The sequence below is a fragment of the Roseobacter sp. EG26 genome, assembly GCF_049830555.1.
Classification (GTDB): domain Bacteria; phylum Pseudomonadota; class Alphaproteobacteria; order Rhodobacterales; family Rhodobacteraceae; genus Roseobacter.
Window position 1 is genome coordinate 277085 of record NZ_JBNBLH010000003.1, and the last position, 20328, is coordinate 297412.

The following is a 20328-nucleotide window of genomic DNA, read 5'->3' on the forward strand; positions in this document are numbered from 1 at the left end:
GCTTTTGAGCACATGGAGAAGAGAATGCAAGCGCCTCAAACCACTGTTGACCCCTCGGAAATCGCTAAATTTGAAGCGATGGCGGCGGAGTGGTGGGACGAGAATGGCAAATTCAAGCCCTTGCATATGCTCAACCCATGCCGTCTGGACTATATTACAAGCCAGATTGCCGCCGAATTTGACCGCGATCTGAAAGACACCGGCCCGTTCAAAGGGCTGCGCATTCTCGATATCGGCTGCGGGGGTGGGCTACTGGCAGAGCCCATGGCACGCCTCGGTGCGGATGTGGTTGGGGCAGATGCCGCCGAACGAAATATTCCGGTTGCGAAAATTCATGCCGAACAATCCGGGTTGGAAATCGACTACCGCCACACCACAGCCGAAGATCTGGCGGAGGCAGGCGAACAATTTGACGCCGTGCTGAATATGGAAGTTGTCGAACACGTGGCATCGCCCATCGACTATCTGGTCGCCTGCCGCAAATTGCTAAAACCCGGCGGATTACACATCTGCTCAACACTCAATCGAAATCCGAAATCCTATATGATGGCGATTATCGGAGCGGAACATGTCATGCGATGGCTGCCGAAGGGCACCCACGAATGGTCGAAATTTATCACACCAGACGAACTTTATGATCTGATACAGGACGCCGGTCTGAACCCTGTGGACCGTAAGGGATTCGTCTTCAACCCAGTCACATGGTCATGGCGCCTGTCCGACCGGGACCTAAGCGTCAACTATGTCACCGCCAGCGTAAAACCCGCCTAAGCCCGGTCGCCCAACTGGCTGCGGAGTTCCCGCAGGATGGGCAGGGCCTCGCGCACTTTCTCGTCACCCAGTTTCTCAACCACCTGATTGATCAGCGGAGTGATCGACCCGACGGCCTGATCCCGTGCCTGACGGCCTGCGGGGCTGATCGCAACCATTTTGCGGCGTGCGTCATCCCAGTCCGGCCGGATATGCACATATCCCGCCCATTCCAGTTTGCTGAGCGTATTGGTCATGGCACCACGCGTGACGTGGAAAGTTTCAGCCAGTTGCGCGGGTGTGCGTTCCACCATGTTGCGCGCCAAATGGTTCAAAACCGAAAAATGCGAGATTTCCATGCCCTTGGGCAGCACACGGCTCAGCCTTGCGCGCACCATCTGGTCCGCCGCAAGCACTTCGCTAAAGAGAGCAATTGCCAGAGCATTTCTGTCGTCGTTCATCAGGGTCCATCAAATGGTCGCGCGTTTTCAAGACTGGGGACGCGGCCCCGGGCCTTGGACACTTCTCCCATATCGAGGTCTGTCATGTAAACGCCCGGTGCCTCACCTGCGTCCATTTGGACCTCTCCCCAAGGGGTAACAACCAGCGAATGGCCATAGGTTTGGCGCGTTTTATGATCGGTACTGGCATGCACGCCCGTTTGAGCTGGCGCTAAAACATAGCATCCGGTCTCAATGGCACGCGCTTTGAGAAGTGTATGCCAATGTGCAGCACCGGTGACCGGAGAAAAAGCGGCAGGCACAGTCAGAATGCGGGCACCGGCATTCGCAAGTGCTGCATGAAGCTTTGGAAAGCGGACGTCATAGCAGATCGTCAGACCAATGGGCGCAAAGGGCGTCTGCGCCACAACCGCTTTGGTGCCCGGGCGATATCCTTCAGATTCGCGCCAGGTTTCTTCGGGGGTCACATCCACATCAAACATATGGATTTTGTCATATTTCGCGACGATTTCCCCGTCCGGATTTATGACAAATGAGCGGTTGGCAAATCGCTGGTCCACATCATTGGTTTTCAACCCCAACGAGCCGATCAACATCCAGATCCCTAGGGCCTGCGCTTCTTTGCGCAAGGCGGCCAAGGTGATGTCGTGCTCTTCATGCTGCAACACCATTTGTTGATGTTTGCGGCTGGTGGAGACACAATTCGTCACCTCCGGCGTCAGAACAAACCGGGCACCTGCTGCAGCGGCTTCCCGAACGAATTTCAGGGTCACCTCCAGATTGGCAACCGGATCATCCGTTACATTGAGCTGCAGCAGGGCAATTTTCATCAGGCGGCCAGCAAAGCGTCCAGTTTTCCGGAACGTTCAAGCGCATATAGATCGTCGCATCCACCCACATGAGTTTCACCGACAAAAATCTGCGGCACGGTTCGCCCGCCGTTAGCGCGCTGAATCATTTCAGGTTTGCGATTGGGGTTCGCCAGAACATCCACCTCAGAAAAGTCGACACCTTTCTGATTGAGCAGTCTTTTCGCAGCATGGCAAAAGCCACAAAGTGGAGAGGTGTAGATTTCGACGGTCTTCATATCAGTGGTCCTTTTAGCGTCGTGCTTTGGACCGGGATTTAGGCATCCTTGACGACCCGCGCTAGGGTCACAACGTATACCGGCCCTGATCCTGCTGCAATGCAGGCATCTGCCGCCGAAGACAGTGTCGCGCCAGAGGTCAAAACGTCATCGACCAGCAACACGGGTCGCCCAACGAGACGATGCTTGCGGCGCGGGTGCGCCGAGATGGCCCCCTTGACCGAAGAGAACCTGACCTCTTTTGTCATACCCTCCATGGGCAGGGTTCGTTTCTGACGTTGCAGCAGGTCCGGGCAAACCGGCAAACCTGTATGTTTTGCAAGGGCTTGCGCAAGAAGCGCGGATTGGTTGTAGCGCCGTTTGACCATGCGCATCCAATGCAGGGGCACCGGTGCGATGATCATGTTTTCCTTGGGCAGATCCGCGATTGCCTGCGCCATCCAACGGGCCGCAGGCGTCGCAATTTCCTGCCGGTCCCCATGTTTGAGCGCGAGCACGAGCCGTTTTCCATTGTCTTTGTAGATCAGTGCAGATCGCCCCTGCGCCCAAGGGCGCGGCGTTATCATGCAGTCATCACATTTTAGTGTATCAGACAGATCGTCCCCCGGCAGCGGCGTGCCGCAGGTGTCACAGATGGAGCCGCCAATAAACAAAGTGTCCCGCCAGCAGGTGCCACAGAGACCAAAATCGCTCATCACTTTGCCGCCGCACCCCAAACAGCGCGGAGGATAGACCATCGAAACAGCCGTTTGAAAACTCACCTCTGCCACGTTATGTCACCTCCATGAATGCACCGAATGCTCTGACTGATATTGTCGCGCTGCAACGGCAGCGCGTGCGCGCGACGACTCATTTCTTGCAAGAGATCGCGGCAGACGAAGTGCAGGATCGCCTGTCCATGGTTAACAGGTCGTTTACGGCGCCTGCCATTGTGACGCCTTTTTCGCAGGTCTGGAAAAACCACCTGCCCGAGGCCATTATTTTCCCAGATCAAGAGGTGCTGGAGCTTGCCGCCGACGAACATGATCTTGTCATCCATTCATTAGGGCTGCATTGGGCGAATGACCCTGTGGGGCAACTGATCCAGTGCCGACGCGCTCTCAAACCAGATGGCTTGCTGATTGCGGCAAGTCTGGGTGGCCAGACACTTACCGAACTGCGCAGTTGTCTCGGGCAGGCCGAAGTCTCTGTCACTGGCGGGCTCTCACCACGCATCGCGCCGATGGCAGAAATCCGGGATCTGGGAGCCTTGTTGCAGCGCGCGGGTTTTGCATTGCCGGTCGCCGATAGCGTCAAACTGAACGTGGAATATCGCGATGTCTGGCACCTCATGCGCGATCTGAAAGCGATGGGTGAGGGCAACGCCCTGGCTGCACGAAACCGAACGCCTCTGAAACGGCAGATAGTTGACGTGGCATCGCGGCTTTATACCGATCAATACACCACCTCCAACGGCCGGATTTCAGCAACATTCGAAATGGTGTTTCTGACGGGTTGGGCACCTGATGAAAGCCAACCGAAACCGCTGCGTCCCGGCTCCGCACAGCAGCGGCTGGCAGATGCGCTCGCCGCCACAGAAACCCCTTTGCCTGATTGACCCTCGCTGAAAACCGTCTATCTCAGGCGGGTAGCCGCACGACAAGGACCATTGAACATGCTGGACAGCAGCGCCTCCGCGCCCGTTACCGTTCGCCCGGAACACGCCAAGGATGACCACCCGGCTATAATCGAACCCAAAGTAGGCATCCTTCTGGCCAATCTCGGGACGCCCGACAACTATGATTTTTGGTCGATGCGCCGCTATCTGAACGAGTTTTTGTCCGACCGCCGTGTCATCGACTATAGCCCGTGGATCTGGCAGCCATTGTTGCAGCTCATCATCCTCAGCAAACGCCCATTTTCCAGCGGCGCGGCCTATAAATCCATCTGGAATGAAGACGCAGGCGAAAGCCCTTTGATGACCATCACCAAAGCACAGTCGCACAAGATCAATGCCGAGATGCGCAAGCGGCACGGCAAGAACGTTATGGTCGATTTCTGCATGCGTTATGGCAATCCGTCAACGCGGTCAAAGGTGGCGGAGATGACAGCGGCAGGATGCCGTAAGATATTGTTTTTCCCCCTCTATCCGCATTATGCGGGCGCAACTTCAGCGACTGCAAACGACGAGTTTTTCCGAGCACTCACGTATGAGAAATGGCAGCCTGTGACCCGAACGGTCGAACCCTATTTCGATCGCGCGGATTACATTGATGCGCTGGCTCAGTCGATAGAGCGCGCCTATGCAGGCCTACAGAAGAAGCCCGATATTCTGGTCTGTTCCTACCACGGGGTCCCTATCAGATACTTGATGGAGGGAGATCCCTATCATTGCCAATGTCAGAAGACGACGCGGCTGTTAAAGGAGCGTTTGGGGTGGGAAGATACCGAAATCACCACGACGTTCCAATCCAGGTTTGGGCCCGAGGAATGGCTGCAACCCTACACCGTCGAAGAAGTTGCGCGATTGGCTGAGGCCGGCAAGAAGAACATTGCTGTCTGTGCGCCCGCCTTTTCCGCTGACTGCATCGAGACGCTGGAAGAGATCAATGAAGAGATCAAGGAAAGCTTTGAAGAGGCGGGCGGTGAAATCTTCACCTACATTCCATGCCTGAACGACGATGACGCGCATGTTGAAGCTCTGTCAAATGTCATTGATGACAACCTGCGCGGATGGTTGGGCTAGGTATCAAAGTTCAATAGTTTCAAATGTAAAAAGGCGGCGCAATGCGCCGCCTTTTTGTATTTAGCTCTGCGGATGCTATTAGGAAATAGCTGCAGCAGCGATAATCAACAGAATGATTGGCAACAGAACGCCAGTGGACGAGCTTTCTGTTTCTTCAACAATAACAGGTGCTTCAACGACGGGCTCAGCAAGCGAACCTGCGTATGCTGTCGATGCGGCGGCTGTCAGTGCAGCGGCGAGAACGAGTTTTTTCATATCATAACCTCCAGAAATGGCGCACCACGCATTGTAGCGGTACGCACCCAAGACTTTCCTCGTAGTTGTTTGTAAAGCACCATAGATCAGCCTTTGCAAACTGGATTCCCGGATCGTTTCGCAAATCAAAGTTAATGTCGTCAAATAAGCAACACTTGTGTGCCAACTTTCGCCAATGCGAAGAGTTCTGCGATATGCTCGTTGTAAAGCCCGATGCAGCCATTCGAGGATTGACGCCCGATTTTACGCGTATCGTGGGTGCCGTGAATCCGGTAGTAAGTCCAGCTCAGATAAAGAGCGTGCGTTCCCAATGGATTGTCCGGACCGGGGCCGATGTACTCCGGCCATTCCGGATTCCGTTTCAGCATGGAAGGCGTCGGGCGCCAACTCGGCCCTTCAACTTTACGGGTCACCGACGTTCGGCCGCGTCGTGTCAACTCTTCGGTCAAGGGGACGCTCGAAGGATAGAGTTTGTAGAAGCTTTCGTCTTCCGCCCAATAGTGCAGCGCGCGGCTGTCAATATCGACCAGGATCGCTCCTTTTCGCAAGTTGGAGAAGTATGGCTGCCAATCCAATGTCCGGAAGCTGGAGATGTTGCGACGCACCACTTCGGTCAGATCGCGCTCACCTTGTGTCGTCGCGGCCGAATTCACAGATGATGCGTCCTGTGCGATCGCCGGCGTCGCCAACATTGCCGCACTACCAGCCAGAAAGGCTCGACGACTCGGGACTTGAAAACGTTTGTCAGACACTGGATGCCTCCATAAACACATTTTATCACGTTAAAGCACATTTTATTGCGCGAATGCCGCAGTCGCAAATCAAACACTTGTCATCTGGCGGCCTCGCGCCGATGCGCGTTTGAAATACGTCGCATTGCAATATATGCGATGTAGCAACGTTTAAGGAGGACAAAATGGTCCGGCTGTTTTCGATTTTGGTTGTTTTGAGCTTAACACTGGCTGCTTGCGGCCCTGGGCCTGCAATCAATGACGGCTCAGGTGCGCCAAATCTCTATCGGATCAAGAAATCTGATACGGGTAAAATCCAGTTCCGCATGCTTGATTCGATTAATGCGCTGCGCAGCGCATCCGGGCAGCCGCCTCTTGAGCTGGATGCGACTCTCAATGCTGCAGCGGCCACACACTCCCGCGATATGTCGATTCAGAACCGCCCCTGGCATTTTGGATCCGATGGTTCGTCCCCAATCGACAGGATCAGGCGAGTGGGCTACTCTGGCGCGCTGGTCGGGGAAAACATATCAGAGACATATGAAACCGAATTGGAGACGCTTGGCGCCTGGATGGAGCAGCCTGACACCCGCCGCGTGATTCTCTCGCCGGATGCAACCCAGATGGGGTTTGCCTGGCATCAGGAGAACAACGGGAAAATCTGGTGGACATTAGTTACCGGTAGCAATCGCCTCGCGACAGGGCCGGTCTGACACTCACGCGCTCAAAGAGATCAGTGTTCCGTCGCGCACCATGGCATAGATGTCTTCCATCTCATCATTGGTGACCGAGATACATCCCCAGGTCCAATCCTTGTCATCTTTGCGGAACGGGTTTTTCTGACCGTGGATAAAGATATCGCCACCAGCGCTTTTGCCCATAGCCTTGGCCAGCGCAACATCATTCACGTTGGGATAAGAAATGCCCAGAGAAAGATGGTAGTTCGAGTTCGGATTGCGTCGGTCAATGCGGTAAACACCTTCTGGCGTGCGCCCATCTCCTTCGAACTGCTTATGTCCGACGGGCGCAAACCCGAGATTGATGTCATAGCTCTTTAGCAAGGTATCGTGATGCAGCAAATGCATCCGACGAGCGCCCTTGTTCACAACAACAAAAGTCACTTCCGGCCCATCGTAACGACGAAACTTTGAGCTGCCTGCACAGCCCCCCAACGCAACGACGGCTGCGGTGCTTATTATCAAATCTCTGCGACGCATTTTCTGCTGTCCTGTTTGTCTTTGCGACATTCTGCTCTTTTGACACGATTATCATGGTTATTTGGTTAAACAACCTCACAAATTTGTCAGGGCCGTGATTTTTCATCCAGCCTTTTTTCGATCGCGATCAGTCTTTGCAGAACTTCATCCCGGTAAGCGTCGGTCACGGCACCCGCTTCTTCCTGATGCGCATCCTGCATCGAGTTGACGATCAAACCGACAAGAAGGTTCACCACGGCAAAGGTCGTGATCATAATGAAAGGCACGAAAAACGCCCAGGCGTAGGGATATATTTCCATCACCGGGCGCACGATTCCCATCGACCAGCTTTCCAGCGTCATGATCTGAAAGAGCGTATATCCGCTTTGCGGCAATGATCCGAACCATTGCGGAAAACTCGCCGCAAAGAGCTTGGTCGATATCACGGCACCGATGTAGAAAATAATCGCCATCAAAAGGAATACGCTGGCCATGCCCGGCAGTGCCGTGATGAAGCCCTCAACCACGCGGCGCAACCGGGGTGCGACAGAAATGACCCGCAAGACCCGCAGGATTCGCAAGGCGCGCAGCACCGACATGGTTTGCGACCCCGGTACCAGGGCAGCGCCGACAATCACCACATCAAAAAGGTTCCAGCCATTTCGGAAAAACCGGCCTCCGCGCGCGAAGATTTTCAAAAGGATTTCGATGATGAAGAAGACAAGACAGGCTGTGTCCAGTGCCGTGATCAGCGATCCAACCCGAGACATGATTTCCGGAGAGGTTTCCATGCCAAGCAGGATGGCATTCAACACGATGATGGTCATCACGAGGTTGATCACCCAGGGTTGATCCAACCAGATATCCAGTCTTTGCCTCAATGTCATGCGCCTCTCCTCAAAGATTTCAGCGGATATGGGACGCCGTGAAGCTGGCGGCAAGCTCTACATGAGCAGACCAGCGAAATTGATCGACAACCTGAATCCAATCGAGATGATACCCGGATTTGACCAACGCCTGCGCATCCCGCGCGAAGGTAACCGGATTGCAAGAGACATAGGCAAGGCGCGGTGGCGGCACTTTGGCCAGCTCTGCAACCTGCGCGTCTGCACCCGCACGCGGCGGGTCCAGAATGACGGCCTGGGCCTTTTGCAACTCATCGGGCATCAATGGACGGCGGAACAGATCGCGCACTTCGGATGTGACGGGTTTCAGACCGTCGGCATTGCGCCACCCGTGATCCAGCGCGGCGATCATCTGCGCTGATCCTTCCACCGCGTGCACTTCTGCTTGGCGGGCTAGCGGCAGTGAAAACGTGCCACAACCGGCAAAGAGATCAACAACCCGCCTGGCCCCTTCGGTGATTTCCAGAACACTTCTGGTCAAAACGGCCTCACCATGCGCTGTCGCTTGTAAAAAAGCGCCGGGTGGTGGCGAGATGTCGATGCCATCGAACCTGTGCACAGGTGGCGCGCGCATCGCGACAACCTCCTCTTCCCATGAAAGCCTCGCCAGACCAAGCTGATCGCACACCATCGCCAACTGTTGCCGCAACGGACCGTCCAAGGGTTTACCGCCCGTTACGGACACATCCAGACCCGCCTGCGTCGCCGTGACCAGCACCGACAGGCTGGCCTTGCGGCTGGCCCCGACAAGCGCAAGCTGTTCCGCAATACTGATGCCTTTCATCACTTCCGGATCAAGAAGCTGACAGTCGGGAATGGCGACGATTGTATCCGATGCGCGCCCATGGAACCCGACCATCGCACCTTTTTTCGTGCGGCGGGCGGCGAAACCAGCGCGCCTGCGTGAATTTGACGGAGATGTCTCGACAGCGCGAAAAACAGTCTCTAATCCATATGTTTCGAGCGCGCGGCGTACCACGCCCACTTTCCAGTCGGCGACAAAATCATCATCAGCGTGTTGCAGCTGACACCCACCACAGGATTTGAAATGGCGGCAAGGTGGTGCGATGCGACGCGACGACGGTTGCAGAATTTTGACATCGGTAAGCTGCGCGCCATCCAACGTACCTTCAACTCGCTCGCCGGGCAGCGTCAGCGGCACGTAAATCGGCCCGTCCGCGACACCGTCACCCTGCAATCCAAGTCGCTTGATCAATACTTCTGTCATGGGATTTGCCATAGGGCAGGATGCATCCGCACAAAAGCCCCTATTCCGCGGCTTGGGTTCGGATGAAACCACCAGACTGACGCTGCCAATACTGCGCGTAGAGGCCGTTTTGTGCCAACAGCGTCTCGTGGCTGCCGTTTTCAACGATCTGCCCGTCGTCCATGACAATGATCCGGTCCATTTCCGTCAGTGTCGACAAACGGTGCGCGATGGCCAGAACGGTTTTACCCTGCATGACCCGTTCCAGCGCCGACTGAATTGCCGCCTCGACTTCGCTGTCGAGCGCGCTGGTCGCCTCGTCCAGTACCAAAATGGGTGCATCTTTGAGAATGGCGCGCGCCAGAGCAATACGTTGGCGCTGCCCGCCGGAAAGCTTAACCCCACGTTCGCCCAAATGCGCATCATACCCGGTGCGACCCTTGTGATCGACAAGTTCCAGAATGAAATCATGGGCTTCAGCTTTTTGTGCGGCAGCAATGACATCCTCTTCGGTGGCATCGGGACGCCCGTAAAGGATATTGTCACGGGCAGAGCGGTTGAACATCGCGGTTTCCTGAGTGACCATGCCGATATTGCTGCGCAAACTTTCCTGGGTGACGCGCGTGATGTTCTGACCGTCGATTTCGATCTCACCTTCTTCGGAATCGTAAAGCCTCAGCAAAAGTGCCACGAGGGTCGATTTCCCGACGCCGGACGCCCCGACAATCCCGAGTTTTTCACCGGGCGCGATGGTCAGGTTGATACCGCGCACGCCACCCTTGTCGCGCCCGTAGGCAAACCCGAGATTGCGCAACACAATCTGCCCGTCTGGCACTTTGAGGTCCGTTGCATGGGGGTCGTTTTCAACACGGTTGCGCGGCGTGAGGGTCCGGATGCCGTCCTCGATCTCGCCAATATTGGAATAGATCGCCATCAGGGTAAAACTGACCCAGCCTGTCATCTGCGCGATGCGAATGGCCACGGCACCAGCGGCCACGATGTCGCCCTGACTGGCCTGCCCGGATTGCCACAGCAGGATCGTGCCGCCCAGCAAAAGCACCGGCAGGCTCCCCGCAAGCGTCATCAGGGCAAAGCGGAAACCAGCGGCAAGATATCCGAACGCCAAGGCCTTTTCGCGAAAGCTCTGCATCGCACCAAGGGCCGCGCGGTCCTCATGATCGGCATGGGCAAAAAGCTTGACCGTCTTAATGTTGGTGATCGTGTCCACGACCTGACCGGACACCATCGCCCGCGCCCCCGCACGCCCGGCGGAACGCATGCGAATCCGCGGCAGGAACCAGTTGATCATTGCGAAGTAGACAATGAGCCAGACCGCAAACCCCAGCGCCACGCGCCAGTCAATGGCCAGAAGAAGCAGAACCGAACCCGCCAGAGACGCCAGCGCAAAGGCGACCACATTGATGACCTCGACCACCACATCCGTGACAGCCCGCGCCGCCTGCATCTGCTTTTGCGCGATCCGACCGGCGAAATCGTCATCAAAAAACCCCACCGTCTGACCCAATGTCCACCGGTGCAGGCGCGACAGAACCAGCGGGTTCACATTGGGGCCGACGATGATCGCATTGGCCGAAGCAGAGAGGCCAAAAAGTAACGGACGCGCCAGGAGGAAAAAGGCAATTGCGCCCATTAGAACCGCGACATTGCCGCCCTGAAAAAACTGCTCTGGTCCATGATTGGCGGTCGCATCAATGACAAGCCCGAGGATAAGGGCGGTGCCCGCCTCCAACGCACCCGCTGATGCCGACAAAAACGCCGCCAGACACAATGCCGGCCACGACCCGCTGAGGCACCACCGCATGAACGCACCCAGCGTTTCAGGCGGTGGCCCTTCGGCCGGGCGGAAGGCGTCGATCCAATCTGAAATTTTCACGCTGCCCCCTCTATGGCCAGAAATCCGCCCGACTGCCGGGCCCAGAATTCTGCATATAGCCCGCCCTGCGCCAAAAGCGCGTCATGGCTGCCGTCTTCGACAATTCGCCCCTGATCGAGCACCAGAATCCGGTCCATCTGCGCGATGGTTGACAGACGGTGGGCGATAGCGATCACGGTCTTGCCTTCCATCATGCCGTAAAGCGTGTCCTGAATGGCTGCCTCCACCTCACTGTCGAGCGCACTGGTCGCCTCGTCGAGCAGCAGGATCGGCGCATCCTTCAGGATCACCCGCGCCAGGGTCACCCGCTGACGTTGCCCGCCGGACAGCTTGACACCGCGTTCACCCACCTGAGCGTCATACCCCCTGCGCCCTTCCGGGTCTTCCAGATCGAGGATAAACTCATGCGCCTGCGCCTGTCTGGCAGCCGCAATCATTTCATCCTCGCTGGCATCGACACGCCCGTAAAGGATGTTGTCGCGCACAGACCTGTGCAGCAGGGAACTGTCCTGCTGAACCATGCCGATGGACAGGCGCAAGCTGTCCTGTGTCACCTGCGTGATATCCTGACCGTCGATCAGGATCTGACCACTTTCGGGATCGTAAAACCGCAGCAAAAGCTTGACCAGTGTCGATTTTCCGGCACCAGAGCGGCCCACAAGACCAATCTTTTCGCCCCGCCGGATGGTCAGATCAATGCCGTCCAGCCCGCCGGACTCGCGCCCATAGTGATGCGACAAGCGGCTGATCTCAATCGTTCCATCAGACAATTGCAAGGGCTTGGCCGTTTTGGAATCCGCCAAAGCGATGGGTTGCGCGATGGTCTCCATCCCTTCGGCAACAACGCCCAACTCGCGGAAAAAAGTGGTCAGCGCCCACATGATCCAGCCCGTCATCGCATTCAGACGCAAGGTCAGCGCTGTCGCCGCCGCGACCACACCAACACTCGCCGCCCCCTGCGACCATAAAAGCACTGCCCAGCCGACAACACCGATGATCAGAAGACCGTTCAATGTGACCAACGTGACGTCCATCACGGTGAAAATCCGCATCTCTTTCTGGAAGGTCGCGCGGGTTTCCTCGATTGCTTCTCTGGCATATTCCAGCTCTTGTTCGTGATGCGCAAACATCTTGACAGAATGGATATTGGTGTAGGCATCCACGACACGGCCCGTCACCAAAGAACGCGCATTCGATGCTGCCTGAGACGCGGGCCCGACACGTTTCACCGTCCATTTCAGAAGCAGACCATAAAGCATGAACCAAACGACAAGCGGGATCAGCAAACGCGGATCGGAGCTCGACAACAAGATCGCAGCGCCGATCAGATAGGCCAGCGAGAAGGAGATCGCGTCGAAAACCTGGAAAACCACTTCACCGGCAGCCGGTGGTGTCTGCATGATCCGGTTCGCAACCCGACCGGCGAAATCATTCTCAAACCACCCGACTGACTGGCGCAAAACCTGGCGGTGCGCCCGCCACCGGATCAACGTGCCAAAATTGGGCAAGATCGCGTTGTTCAGCAAAGCCACGTCAACGGCCTGAAGCAGTGGACGTATGAGCAGGATGAACAGCGCCGCAAGGGTCAGCTCCATGCCGTATGCATCCCAAAAAGCCGCTGGATCGCCTTTCAGCAAATCTACGACGCGGCCCATGTAGAAGATCAGCGCAACCTCAATCGCGGCAACGAGAACCGACATGATGCCAGCCCACAAGAAAACCTTCTTGAAAGGCTGTGAGTACTCCCACAGGAACGGCCACAACCTTTGCGGCGGATGATCGGTATCGACATAGGGGGTATAGGGGTCAACAAGACGTTCAAAGAAGCGGAACATGACAGGAGGGCCTTAAGAGAAAAAATACAAAATGATCAGGCGCTGCAGTGCAGAGCCTTTCAGAGCGTGGTGGTTACGTCAGCTTCAGCTGAACCAGATCCCACGAAACATTTTGCAATCCTCCGACTTCATGAGGAAGGTCTTACAAAAGAACCGGTGATTTGTCGACCGGTTCATTTCAATGTCATCAACTCTTCACGTGTCAGTCGGAACTCAGCAGCAATCCAGCGCTGTTCGAGGTACTTTAATCGGTCACCCAGCGCCTTACCTGAAAGCCCAGGCATCAAGTCCTTAGCCTTGACCGGGAACAATGCGTTTGATGCAACCTCTATTGGGTTTAGCGCTGCCTTATCAACCGGTTGGTTGGCCATGGCAGAACGCAGCAGCATTGCACCCACCGCCACATCATAGCCATTGCGGTAGGCAATCTCATGGATCGGCATCATATTGCCGGACACGGCTCGCAATTCGCTCAGAAACTTTGCATGTCCTCGACTGAGCCGAAGGCGGTCTGCTGCATCCAGACCCCCAAGCGCCACCAGACGGATCCGCCAGTCCGACGGTAAATCCAGTGCCTGTTGATTGTGCACAACCGGCCCCAGAAACGTGATGTCGCTTCCCGGAAGAACACGCTGCGAAACACCGGTCTGTTGCATGGCCGCAACCGCCGCAACAGGATCGGGAGCCCCCAGAAGCTTGCACACTTCGGCCCCGATCCGTTCAGCAGAGAGGCCCTCTACCCCGGCGGCATTTCTTGCGATGGCATCCAGCGCCTCAGCCTCAAATCCGCCATTCGGATCGGCATACCACGCATGAAATCTGAAAAACCGTAATGCGCGCAGATAGTCTTCGCGAATGCGCGCGTTTGCGTCTTCGATGAACCTGATCCGGCGCGCCAGACAATCGGACAGCCCGCCCAGCGGATCGACGATGCCCCCGCCTGGTGTGGCGTAAAGCGCGTTCAGGGTAAAGTCCCGCCGTCTTGCGTCTTCTGAAATGTCGCTGGAAAACGAGATCACAGCGTGGCGGCCATCGGTTTCCACGTCACGCCGGAAGGTCGTTACCTCATAGCCCATTCCGTCTGAGACAACCGTTATGGTGCCATGATCGATCCCGGTTGGCACCGCTTTCAGACCCGCCGCCTGTGCCAGTTTCATGACATCTTGCGGCGTTGCATCGGTCGCCATGTCGACGTCCGCACCCGGCACGCCCAAAATCGCGTCTCGGACACATCCACCGACGAAATAGACCTGCGCACCCTGTGCGGAAATGGCCCGGCACACATCCTGTGTCGCGGCGGCGTTCAACCACCCGGTTTCAGGTGGGATTACCGTGATATCTGGTCGGTCCATGCCCGCAACATACGCGCAGTTGCGCCCCAGATGTAATAGGGGCCATAGGGCACCACAAAATAGGACCGCATCTGCCCCCGCCAGCGCCGCGACTGGATCAGATAGTTGTCCGCGTTCAGCACATGCGCCAGTGGTACCGCAAAAACCTCATCGACCTCCCCGGGCTCAGGGCTAATCTCAAAATCGCCTTTGACCAATCCAATCACCGGCGTCACCATAAATCCGGTGACGGTTTCATGGGCGGGCAAGGTGCCCAGCACATCCACCTGTTCAGTGGGCAAGCCAATCTCTTCGCGCGCCTCGCGCAGGGCTGCCGCTGTGACGTTCACATCTCCCGCGTCCTGCTTGCCCCCCGGGAACGCGATCTGACCCGGGTGGTGTTTCAGGGCGGAGGACCGTTTAGTCAGAAGAAGATGCAAGCCGCCGTTTTGCTGTGTGATGGGTGCAAGAACGCCAGCCGGACGCAGCTTGCGACCAGCGGGCAGAACAGTTTCCGGGTTCAGATCGAAATCAGAAGACGGACGGCCCGATCGTGCCAGAGCCGCCCCTATCTGTGCCAGATCAAGCGTCATCGCCGCCCGTCTCAGCCTCAAATCCAACAGTTATCGGATCAAGGTCATAATGCGCGCCACAGAACTGACAATCTGCGGTGACACGACCTGCGTCTGTGGTCATTTTCTCGATATCCTTGGCAGAATAAATCGAGAGGCTTTGGCGCACCCGGTCTTCGGAACACGTGCAGCCAAACCGGACGGTCTGCGCATCGAACACACGTGGCTGTTCTTCGTGGAACAGACGCAGCAACAGATCGTTTGGCGCCAATGTCGGACCAATCAGTTCAATCTCGTCCACCGTATCCAGCAGGATGTTCGCGCGGCTCCAGTTCTCTGCTTCGTCATCCTGAACCAAATCAGACGCCGAGAGCGTTTCGCCTTTGCCGTCGCCATCAGCCACAAAGGGCGATGCCTTGGGCATATGTTGCAACATCACACCTCCGGCACGCCAATGCTCGGCAACGCCCGGTTCTGTAGATTGTCCAAAGCTCAGGGAAAACCGGGTCGGGAGCTGCTCAGATTGGGCAAAATAGGTTTCTGCACAGGCGGCCAGCGATTTACCGTCAAGTGGCGTAATACCCTGATATGGGGTCATGCCTTTACCCTGATCGATCATGATGGCGAAATACCCCTCACCCACCTGATCAAAGGGGGCTGCATCGGTCAGCCGATCCGCATCATAACTTGCATAGGCTCTGATTCGCGCAGCACCACCTTGCTTTTCAGGGCCGTAGTAATCGGTGGCAATCATCCGGACCGCCCCTTTGGACTGGACCTGCAGCTGCAATTTCCAACGCAGCTTGATTGTCTGCCCGATCAATGCGGTCAGCAAAGCCATCTCCGCAACCAGTGCTTCGACTTGCGGCGGATAATCATGCTGTTTCAAGATGCCATTCAGCGCTCCGTCGAGCCGCGCGACACGGCCGCGGATATTGCTGGCATCAAGTTGAAATGGCAGGACCGTATCGTCCCACGCGATCTGGTGTCCAAGTGTCATTGGGGTTTCCTTATCGCCAATCGGTTGGCATACCGGCCCCATATAAACGTCTTGCGTACGATGAAAAGAGGGCAAGCCAGAATGATGATACGTGTCGGCCATGCGCCACGCGCAGATCGACGCTATGTAACGCGCCCAGGAGCCTATGCGGTTTTGCCGTTGAACGGTGGCGTCCTTCTGACAGTTCAACTGGGCGAACGGGCGGACATACAGTTGCCGGGCGGCGGCATCGACAAGGGTGAAAGTTCCATTCGTGCCTTGCACCGGGAGGTGATGGAGGAGACCGGTTGGCGCATTGCGAAACCTCGAAAGCTCGGGGTCTTCAAGCGGTTTGTGTTCATGCCTGAATACGACATCTGGGCGGAAAAGATCTGTCATGTCTTTGTGGCAAGACCGATTTATCAGGTGGCACCCCCAATCGAAGCTGACCATCAGTCTCTTTGGATGACGCCTGACAGGGCGGCTGAATCACTGGGCAATGACGGTGACCGGTTGTTTCTGTCGCGTTACTTTTTCTGAGCGCCGCCACGATATTCGAACAGCAGGCCCGACACATCATCCGGAAATTCCGACGCCCCCGCGAATTCACTTAGCGACCAGATGAGCGACTCGAAAAACGCCAGGCCACTAGCGTCGTGCAGATTTCGCAACATAGTCTCCAGTCCCTCCTCCTCCAGCATCTCGGTATCTGCACCGGGGCATTCCGTGACGCCATCGGACAGGATGATCAACCGATCACCTGCGTTCAAGTGCATCTCGAATTGGCTAAATGTGACCCCGGACATCAAACCAACCGGAAAACCGCCCGTCCCTTCCTGCACAAGCGTGCCACACTTTCGCTGAATGACAGGGTGCGGATGGCCGGCCTGTCCAATCACCACTTTGCCGGTTTCCATGTCGATGTCAGCCAGCATCAGGGTGAAATAATGCTCTGTCTCCATTTCTTCGAGCACCATCTCGTTCAGCGTTTCAATGGCTTCTGCTGGCGGCCGGGACTGATAGGTGCCGTCTGGCAGTTTTTCCAACGCGACATTCTGGTCCAGCGCGCTGGCTGACAAATATCCCGCCAATCTTGCCGTCATCAGAGCGGAACTGATGCCATGACCGGACACGTCGATTGCAAATAGTCCCAAATGCCCGGCGGCGGCGGGATAAAACCCAACCAAATCACCGCCAACATGGCCGCTTGAGCGCAAAAGAAGCGAAAGATCGCCTCCTTCAAAATGCTTGTGCCGCTCTCGCACTAGCGATTGCTGCAGTTGCTTGGCCTCCACGAGATCATTGTCGAGGGAATCGTACACGCGTTGCAGCTCGGCAAGTGTATCGGTAATCACTCGGTTTTGCAGCGTAAGTTCGCGCTGCATTTCTAGAATGCGCTCGCCCGCCATCATCCTCGCGCGCAATTCATTGCCATCCACCGGCTTGGTCAGGAAGTCATCAGCACCAGCGTCCAGCCCTTCAGCGACATCGTTCTTTTCGCTCTTTGAGGTGAGCAGGATGAAATAGCTGTAATCCTCTCCGGAAAGTTCGCGAAAAGCCTTGCAAAACTCGATCCCGGACATGCCAGGCATCATCCAGTCGCTCAGGACCAATTCGGGCCGACGCACAGCACATGCCGCCATCGCGGCCTCGCCGCTGTCTGCCTCCATGACCTCGTAGCCCCAGCGAGACAGGGTGCTGGTCAGGATTTTCCGTTGCAATCGGCTGTCGTCTACGACCAGCACGAGCTTGGGCGCAGCCAGTTCTTCGGGCAACACTTCCGTGTCCGCTATTGCCAATTGCTTAGACATAAAATGCTCAATTCATTCCTCTCTCCGCTCTACCCTCAGAATGCTTAAGAGCAGGTGAAAATTCGAATGCGTTCAACAAATCTGCCCGCGACAAACGATCCGTTAGGATTCTGGGCCCATAATGCCCTTCAAATTGGTGGAGTTTGCCATGATCGATTGGGAAAGAGTAACCACACTTCGGGAAGAGGTGGGCGCAGAAGACTTCGACGAAGTTGTCGAGCTGTTTTTGGAAGAAGTAGATGCGGCGATTGCTGAGTTAAAAGCTCAAGAAACACATAACGACCTCGAAGAACGCTTGCACTTTTTGAAAGGTAGCGCGCTCAGCTTGGGATTCCGTCAGTTCTCCGGTCTTTGCCAAAACGGCGAAAGCGCCGTTGCAAACGACCCGGGCGCTGTTGTGGACATTCCAGAAATCCTGGCCAGCTACGAAAATTCGCGTGTGATCTTTCTGAGCGAGATGAGCACCAAGCTCGCAGGTTAGAGCAGCTTGTAGAAATCCCTTATGTCAGATGTGCCCATTTCGCCCTCCATTCTGGACCTCAGCCGCACCATCCCCTTGATCCACTGCTCGTGATTCCTTGCTCGTGATCGTGCGTATTCGGCGACCTGTGGATGCGGCAGAATGAGGAACCTACCATCTGCAACGCCATCAAGAATATCGCCAGCAACCTGTTCCGCGGTAAGAAGGCTTTCATGATTGACGGCATCTGAAGCGTTCAAACCAATGAGCGGGGTCGCAACATATTGCGGGCAGACGACGGAAACCCCAATCCCATCTGACCGATGGGTAATTGCGAGAGATTCGGCAAAGCTGACGGCAGCATGTTTTGTCGCTGAGTAAGCGGCATCACCGATTTGATTGAGCAACCCTGCCGCGGAAGTGATGTTTACAAAGTGCCCAGATCGCCGCGCGATCATTTCCGGCAGCAGAGCCCGCGCCGCATAGACATGGGCCATCACATGCAAAGACCAATTTTGTGCCCAAACCTCATTTGTCGCCGACGCAGCATGATCTGGTTGTGACGCAAAACTCCCTGCGTTAGAGACGAAAATGTCAATACTCCCAAGATTTCTCGATATCTCACGGATCGTTTCGGTGAGTTGCGGCTCCCGCGTGACATCACAACAATATCCCGCGCATCGAAGGTGATTTGCGGTTTCTTCAACCCGCTCTGGACCTAGATCGAGAACCGCAACTTTGGCACCCTTACCCAGAAAACCTGCCGCCAGCGCTGCTCCGATGCCACTTGCGCCTCCGGTGATGGCAACCACCTTTCCAGAGAAATCCATACCTCTACCTCAGATGACAAATTGCGCCAAAGTCTCGTCGTTGGTGATGTCGGTATAGGTGAAACCGGCCTTATCGAGCTCACCAAGGAACCGTTGAAAATTCTCCGGGCGGGTCGTTTCGATACCAATCAACACGGAACCAAAATTGCGGGCGGATTTCTTCAGATATTCGAACCGGGCAATGTCATCATCAGGGCCAAGGATGTTGAGGAACTCCTTGAGCGCACCAGGTCGTTGCGGCATACGCAGGATGAAGTACTTCTTCACGCCCGAATACCGTTGCGCGCGCTCTTTGACCTCGGGCAAACGTTCAAAGTCGAAGTTTCCGCCAGAGGCGACACAAACCACAGTTTTCCCTTTGATTTGATCGGCCAGATCAGAAAGCGCTTCAATTGCCATGGCACCTGCGGGCTCCAGAACGATACCCTCGACGTTCAACATCTCAACGATGGTCGTACAAATGCGATCCTCCGACAGATGCAGCACGCTATCTGTAGCAACGGTCTTTAACCGCGCAAAAGTCCGTTCGCCAATTTTCGCAACCGCTGCACCATCGACAAAACTATTGATCGGCGAGACATCTACCGGCGCGCCGTCTTCAAGCGCCTTGCCCAGGCTTTGTGCGCCGGTGGGTTCCACAAATGTATAACGGCAGTTTTCGCCAAAAAAACTGCGCACACCTGACGACAGGCCGCCGCCGCCAACTGGTAAAACGATGTGATCCGGGGTGCGGCGCAGTTGCGCTTCAATTTCAACAGCGACAGAGGCCTGCCCCTCGATCACGTCTTCATCATCAAAGGGCGACAGAAAATGACCGCCCGCTTCCTCACAAAACGCCTGCGCGGCAGAGAGCGTCTTGTCAAAATAGTCTCCAACAAGGCGTATTTCGACCTGCTCACCGCCAAACATCTTTGTTTTCAGAATTTTCTGCTGTGGCGTCGTAACAGGCATAAAAACAACACCATGCACACCGAAATGCCGACACATGAAAGCAACGCCCTGAGCATGATTACCGGCACTTGCACATACAAAGAGATCCTGCCCGGGAATTTGCTTGCGCATGGCGTTGAATGCGCCACGTAATTTGTAGGACCGCACGGGGCTTAGGTCTTCGCGTTTCAGCCAGACCTCGGCACCAAAGCGCTCGGACAAATGATCGTTCCGCATCAAGGGCGTTGCAGGAAAAACGGCGCGCATTTCCTGCTCGGCGGCCCGTGCTGCCTCGGCAAAGGCGGTGGATGTCATGTGCCCGCTCCTTGGGGGTTTTGTAAGATTGATCAGTAGGCCCGCCGGGCGTGT

General features: G+C 56.0%; 23 protein-coding genes. 6 read left to right on the forward strand and 17 right to left on the reverse strand.

Annotated elements, in window-relative coordinates:
* Nucleotides 1-24 precede the first annotated feature (24 nt).
* A complete protein-coding gene (gene ubiG / locus ACOTTU_RS09220; RefSeq protein ID WP_425657528.1) occupies nucleotides 25-771 on the forward strand; it encodes a bifunctional 2-polyprenyl-6-hydroxyphenol methylase/3-demethylubiquinol 3-O-methyltransferase UbiG in 747 nt (248 codons plus the stop codon).
* Here the strand turns inward: ubiG and ACOTTU_RS09225 are convergent.
* The 4 genes from ACOTTU_RS09225 to ACOTTU_RS09240 are packed head-to-tail and all read right to left on the reverse strand — an operon-like array spanning nucleotide 768 to nucleotide 3035.
* On the reverse strand, nucleotides 768-1211 hold the full coding sequence (locus ACOTTU_RS09225) for a MarR family winged helix-turn-helix transcriptional regulator (protein ID WP_298916061.1): 444 nt from the start codon (nucleotides 1209-1211) through the stop codon (nucleotides 768-770). The two genes, ubiG and ACOTTU_RS09225, sit on opposite strands and share 4 nt — an antisense overlap.
* Complete coding sequence (locus tag ACOTTU_RS09230) at nucleotides 1211-2041, reverse strand: carbon-nitrogen hydrolase family protein (protein ID WP_425657529.1); 831 nt, start codon at nucleotides 2039-2041, stop codon at nucleotides 1211-1213. Before ACOTTU_RS09230 ends, ACOTTU_RS09225 begins: the two co-directional genes overlap by 1 nt.
* Nucleotides 2041-2298: a glutaredoxin 3 gene (grxC, locus tag ACOTTU_RS09235; protein ID WP_298916067.1), complete on the reverse strand. Its 258-nt coding sequence runs from the start codon at nucleotides 2296-2298 to the stop codon at nucleotides 2041-2043. The genes ACOTTU_RS09230 and grxC overlap by 1 nt, the downstream gene beginning before the upstream one ends.
* Before the next feature lie 38 nt (nucleotides 2299-2336).
* A complete protein-coding gene (locus tag ACOTTU_RS09240; protein WP_425657532.1) occupies nucleotides 2337-3035 on the reverse strand; it encodes a ComF family protein in 699 nt (232 codons plus the stop codon).
* Nucleotides 3036-3082: 47 nt separating this feature from the next.
* On the opposite strand from ACOTTU_RS09240, the gene ACOTTU_RS09245 reads away from it, so the two are divergent.
* Together ACOTTU_RS09245 and hemH are read left to right on the forward strand one after the other, a co-directional pair.
* Nucleotides 3083-3895 carry a methyltransferase domain-containing protein gene (locus tag ACOTTU_RS09245; RefSeq protein ID WP_425657534.1) on the forward strand — a complete coding sequence of 271 codons (813 nt, stop codon included), beginning with the start codon at nucleotides 3083-3085 and terminating at the stop codon, nucleotides 3893-3895.
* Nucleotides 3896-3952: 57 nt separating this feature from the next.
* The gene (hemH, locus tag ACOTTU_RS09250) at nucleotides 3953-5023 is read left to right on the forward strand and encodes a ferrochelatase (RefSeq protein WP_425657536.1); all 1071 of its coding nucleotides are present in this window, start codon (nucleotides 3953-3955) and stop codon (nucleotides 5021-5023) included.
* 78 nt (nucleotides 5024-5101) lie between these two features.
* Here hemH and ACOTTU_RS09255 read toward each other — a convergent pair whose 3' ends face one another.
* Both ACOTTU_RS09255 and ACOTTU_RS09260 read right to left on the reverse strand, forming a co-directional pair.
* On the reverse strand, nucleotides 5102-5278 hold the full coding sequence (locus ACOTTU_RS09255; protein WP_298916076.1) for a hypothetical protein: 177 nt from the start codon (nucleotides 5276-5278) through the stop codon (nucleotides 5102-5104).
* 140 nt (nucleotides 5279-5418) lie between these two features.
* Entirely contained in the window at nucleotides 5419-5970 is a 552-nt protein-coding gene (locus ACOTTU_RS09260) for a L,D-transpeptidase (protein ID WP_425657538.1), read from the reverse strand.
* Between the two features lie 224 nt (nucleotides 5971-6194).
* Here ACOTTU_RS09260 and ACOTTU_RS09265 point away from each other — a divergent pair, with 224 nt between their 5' ends.
* Nucleotides 6195-6722 (forward strand): CAP domain-containing protein, encoded by a 528-nt coding sequence (locus ACOTTU_RS09265; RefSeq protein WP_298916081.1) that lies wholly within the window; start codon nucleotides 6195-6197, stop codon nucleotides 6720-6722.
* A gap of 3 nt (nucleotides 6723-6725) precedes the next feature.
* On the opposite strand, the gene ACOTTU_RS09270 is transcribed toward ACOTTU_RS09265, so the two are convergent.
* The 8 genes from ACOTTU_RS09270 to ACOTTU_RS09305 all read right to left on the reverse strand — a co-directional run bounded on the left by ACOTTU_RS09270 (nucleotide 6726) and on the right by ACOTTU_RS09305 (nucleotide 15949).
* Nucleotides 6726-7226: a L,D-transpeptidase family protein gene (locus ACOTTU_RS09270; RefSeq protein WP_425657540.1), complete on the reverse strand. Its 501-nt coding sequence runs from the start codon at nucleotides 7224-7226 to the stop codon at nucleotides 6726-6728.
* Nucleotides 7227-7312: 86 nt separating this feature from the next.
* Nucleotides 7313-8092 (reverse strand): ion transporter, encoded by a 780-nt coding sequence (locus ACOTTU_RS09275; protein ID WP_298916089.1) that lies wholly within the window; start codon nucleotides 8090-8092, stop codon nucleotides 7313-7315.
* Nucleotides 8093-8111: 19 nt separating this feature from the next.
* On the reverse strand, nucleotides 8112-9338 hold the full coding sequence (locus tag ACOTTU_RS09280; protein WP_425657543.1) for a class I SAM-dependent RNA methyltransferase: 1227 nt from the start codon (nucleotides 9336-9338) through the stop codon (nucleotides 8112-8114).
* Between the two features lie 40 nt (nucleotides 9339-9378).
* Entirely contained in the window at nucleotides 9379-11211 is a 1833-nt protein-coding gene (locus ACOTTU_RS09285; protein WP_425657544.1) for an ABC transporter ATP-binding protein, read from the reverse strand.
* Entirely contained in the window at nucleotides 11208-13046 is a 1839-nt protein-coding gene (locus ACOTTU_RS09290) for an ABC transporter ATP-binding protein (RefSeq protein WP_298916097.1), read from the reverse strand. The genes ACOTTU_RS09285 and ACOTTU_RS09290 overlap by 4 nt, the downstream gene beginning before the upstream one ends.
* Before the next feature lie 173 nt (nucleotides 13047-13219).
* Nucleotides 13220-14398: a CCA tRNA nucleotidyltransferase gene (locus ACOTTU_RS09295; RefSeq protein WP_425657547.1), complete on the reverse strand. Its 1179-nt coding sequence runs from the start codon at nucleotides 14396-14398 to the stop codon at nucleotides 13220-13222.
* The gene (locus ACOTTU_RS09300) at nucleotides 14374-14970 is read right to left on the reverse strand and encodes a CoA pyrophosphatase (protein ID WP_425657549.1); all 597 of its coding nucleotides are present in this window, start codon (nucleotides 14968-14970) and stop codon (nucleotides 14374-14376) included. Before ACOTTU_RS09300 ends, ACOTTU_RS09295 begins: the two co-directional genes overlap by 25 nt.
* Nucleotides 14960-15949 (reverse strand): Hsp33 family molecular chaperone HslO, encoded by a 990-nt coding sequence (locus ACOTTU_RS09305; RefSeq protein WP_425657551.1) that lies wholly within the window; start codon nucleotides 15947-15949, stop codon nucleotides 14960-14962. Before ACOTTU_RS09305 ends, ACOTTU_RS09300 begins: the two co-directional genes overlap by 11 nt.
* A gap of 81 nt (nucleotides 15950-16030) precedes the next feature.
* Between ACOTTU_RS09305 and ACOTTU_RS09310 the strand changes: the two genes are divergently transcribed.
* Complete coding sequence (locus ACOTTU_RS09310; RefSeq protein WP_425657553.1) at nucleotides 16031-16468, forward strand: NUDIX hydrolase; 438 nt, start codon at nucleotides 16031-16033, stop codon at nucleotides 16466-16468.
* On the opposite strand, the gene ACOTTU_RS09315 is transcribed toward ACOTTU_RS09310, so the two are convergent.
* Nucleotides 16456-17739 (reverse strand): PP2C family protein-serine/threonine phosphatase, encoded by a 1284-nt coding sequence (locus ACOTTU_RS09315; RefSeq protein ID WP_425657555.1) that lies wholly within the window; start codon nucleotides 17737-17739, stop codon nucleotides 16456-16458. The two genes, ACOTTU_RS09310 and ACOTTU_RS09315, sit on opposite strands and share 13 nt — an antisense overlap.
* A gap of 148 nt (nucleotides 17740-17887) precedes the next feature.
* Here ACOTTU_RS09315 and ACOTTU_RS09320 point away from each other — a divergent pair, with 148 nt between their 5' ends.
* Nucleotides 17888-18220: an Hpt domain-containing protein gene (locus ACOTTU_RS09320; RefSeq protein ID WP_425657556.1), complete on the forward strand. Its 333-nt coding sequence runs from the start codon at nucleotides 17888-17890 to the stop codon at nucleotides 18218-18220.
* Here the strand turns inward: ACOTTU_RS09320 and ACOTTU_RS09325 are convergent.
* Nucleotides 18217-19029, reverse strand: coding sequence for an SDR family NAD(P)-dependent oxidoreductase (locus ACOTTU_RS09325; RefSeq protein WP_425657558.1), 813 nt, complete (start codon nucleotides 19027-19029; stop codon nucleotides 18217-18219). The two genes, ACOTTU_RS09320 and ACOTTU_RS09325, sit on opposite strands and share 4 nt — an antisense overlap.
* A gap of 9 nt (nucleotides 19030-19038) precedes the next feature.
* On the reverse strand, nucleotides 19039-20274 hold the full coding sequence (gene ilvA, locus ACOTTU_RS09330) for a threonine ammonia-lyase IlvA (RefSeq protein WP_425657560.1): 1236 nt from the start codon (nucleotides 20272-20274) through the stop codon (nucleotides 19039-19041).
* Between the last annotated feature and the right edge of the window lie 54 nt (nucleotides 20275-20328).

Bases quoted from the DNA above. Each gene is read 5' to 3' on its own strand.
- ilvA (WP_425657560.1), bottom strand. From the start codon at position 20,274: ATGACATCCACCGCCTTTGCCGAGGCAGCACGGGCCGCCGAGCAGGAA.
- ACOTTU_RS09300 (WP_425657549.1), bottom strand. From the start codon at position 14,970: ATGACGCTTGATCTGGCACAGATAGGGGCGGCTCTGGCACGATCGGGC.
- ACOTTU_RS09305 (WP_425657551.1), bottom strand. From the start codon at position 15,949: ATGACACTTGGACACCAGATCGCGTGGGACGATACGGTCCTGCCATTT.
- ACOTTU_RS09225 (WP_298916061.1), bottom strand. From the start codon at position 1,211: ATGAACGACGACAGAAATGCTCTGGCAATTGCTCTCTTTAGCGAAGTG.
- ACOTTU_RS09260 (WP_425657538.1), bottom strand. From the start codon at position 5,970: ATGTTGGCGACGCCGGCGATCGCACAGGACGCATCATCTGTGAATTCG.
- ACOTTU_RS09280 (WP_425657543.1), bottom strand. From the start codon at position 9,338: ATGACAGAAGTATTGATCAAGCGACTTGGATTGCAGGGTGACGGTGTC.
- ACOTTU_RS09270 (WP_425657540.1), bottom strand. From the start codon at position 7,226: ATGCGTCGCAGAGATTTGATAATAAGCACCGCAGCCGTCGTTGCGTTG.
- ACOTTU_RS09255 (WP_298916076.1), bottom strand. From the start codon at position 5,278: ATGAAAAAACTCGTTCTCGCCGCTGCACTGACAGCCGCCGCATCGACA.
- ACOTTU_RS09290 (WP_298916097.1), bottom strand. From the start codon at position 13,046: ATGTTCCGCTTCTTTGAACGTCTTGTTGACCCCTATACCCCCTATGTC.
- ACOTTU_RS09265 (WP_298916081.1), top strand. From the start codon at position 6,195: ATGGTCCGGCTGTTTTCGATTTTGGTTGTTTTGAGCTTAACACTGGCT.
- ACOTTU_RS09240 (WP_425657532.1), bottom strand. From the start codon at position 3,035: ATGGTCTATCCTCCGCGCTGTTTGGGGTGCGGCGGCAAAGTGATGAGC.
- ACOTTU_RS09295 (WP_425657547.1), bottom strand. From the start codon at position 14,398: ATGGACCGACCAGATATCACGGTAATCCCACCTGAAACCGGGTGGTTG.
- ACOTTU_RS09315 (WP_425657555.1), bottom strand. From the start codon at position 17,739: ATGTCTAAGCAATTGGCAATAGCGGACACGGAAGTGTTGCCCGAAGAA.
- hemH (WP_425657536.1), top strand. From the start codon at position 3,953: ATGCTGGACAGCAGCGCCTCCGCGCCCGTTACCGTTCGCCCGGAACAC.
- ACOTTU_RS09275 (WP_298916089.1), bottom strand. From the start codon at position 8,092: ATGACATTGAGGCAAAGACTGGATATCTGGTTGGATCAACCCTGGGTG.
- ACOTTU_RS09325 (WP_425657558.1), bottom strand. From the start codon at position 19,029: ATGGATTTCTCTGGAAAGGTGGTTGCCATCACCGGAGGCGCAAGTGGC.
- grxC (WP_298916067.1), bottom strand. From the start codon at position 2,298: ATGAAGACCGTCGAAATCTACACCTCTCCACTTTGTGGCTTTTGCCAT.
- ACOTTU_RS09310 (WP_425657553.1), top strand. From the start codon at position 16,031: ATGATGATACGTGTCGGCCATGCGCCACGCGCAGATCGACGCTATGTA.
- ACOTTU_RS09320 (WP_425657556.1), top strand. From the start codon at position 17,888: ATGATCGATTGGGAAAGAGTAACCACACTTCGGGAAGAGGTGGGCGCA.
- ubiG (WP_425657528.1), top strand. From the start codon at position 25: ATGCAAGCGCCTCAAACCACTGTTGACCCCTCGGAAATCGCTAAATTT.
- ACOTTU_RS09230 (WP_425657529.1), bottom strand. From the start codon at position 2,041: ATGAAAATTGCCCTGCTGCAGCTCAATGTAACGGATGATCCGGTTGCC.
- ACOTTU_RS09245 (WP_425657534.1), top strand. From the start codon at position 3,083: ATGAATGCACCGAATGCTCTGACTGATATTGTCGCGCTGCAACGGCAG.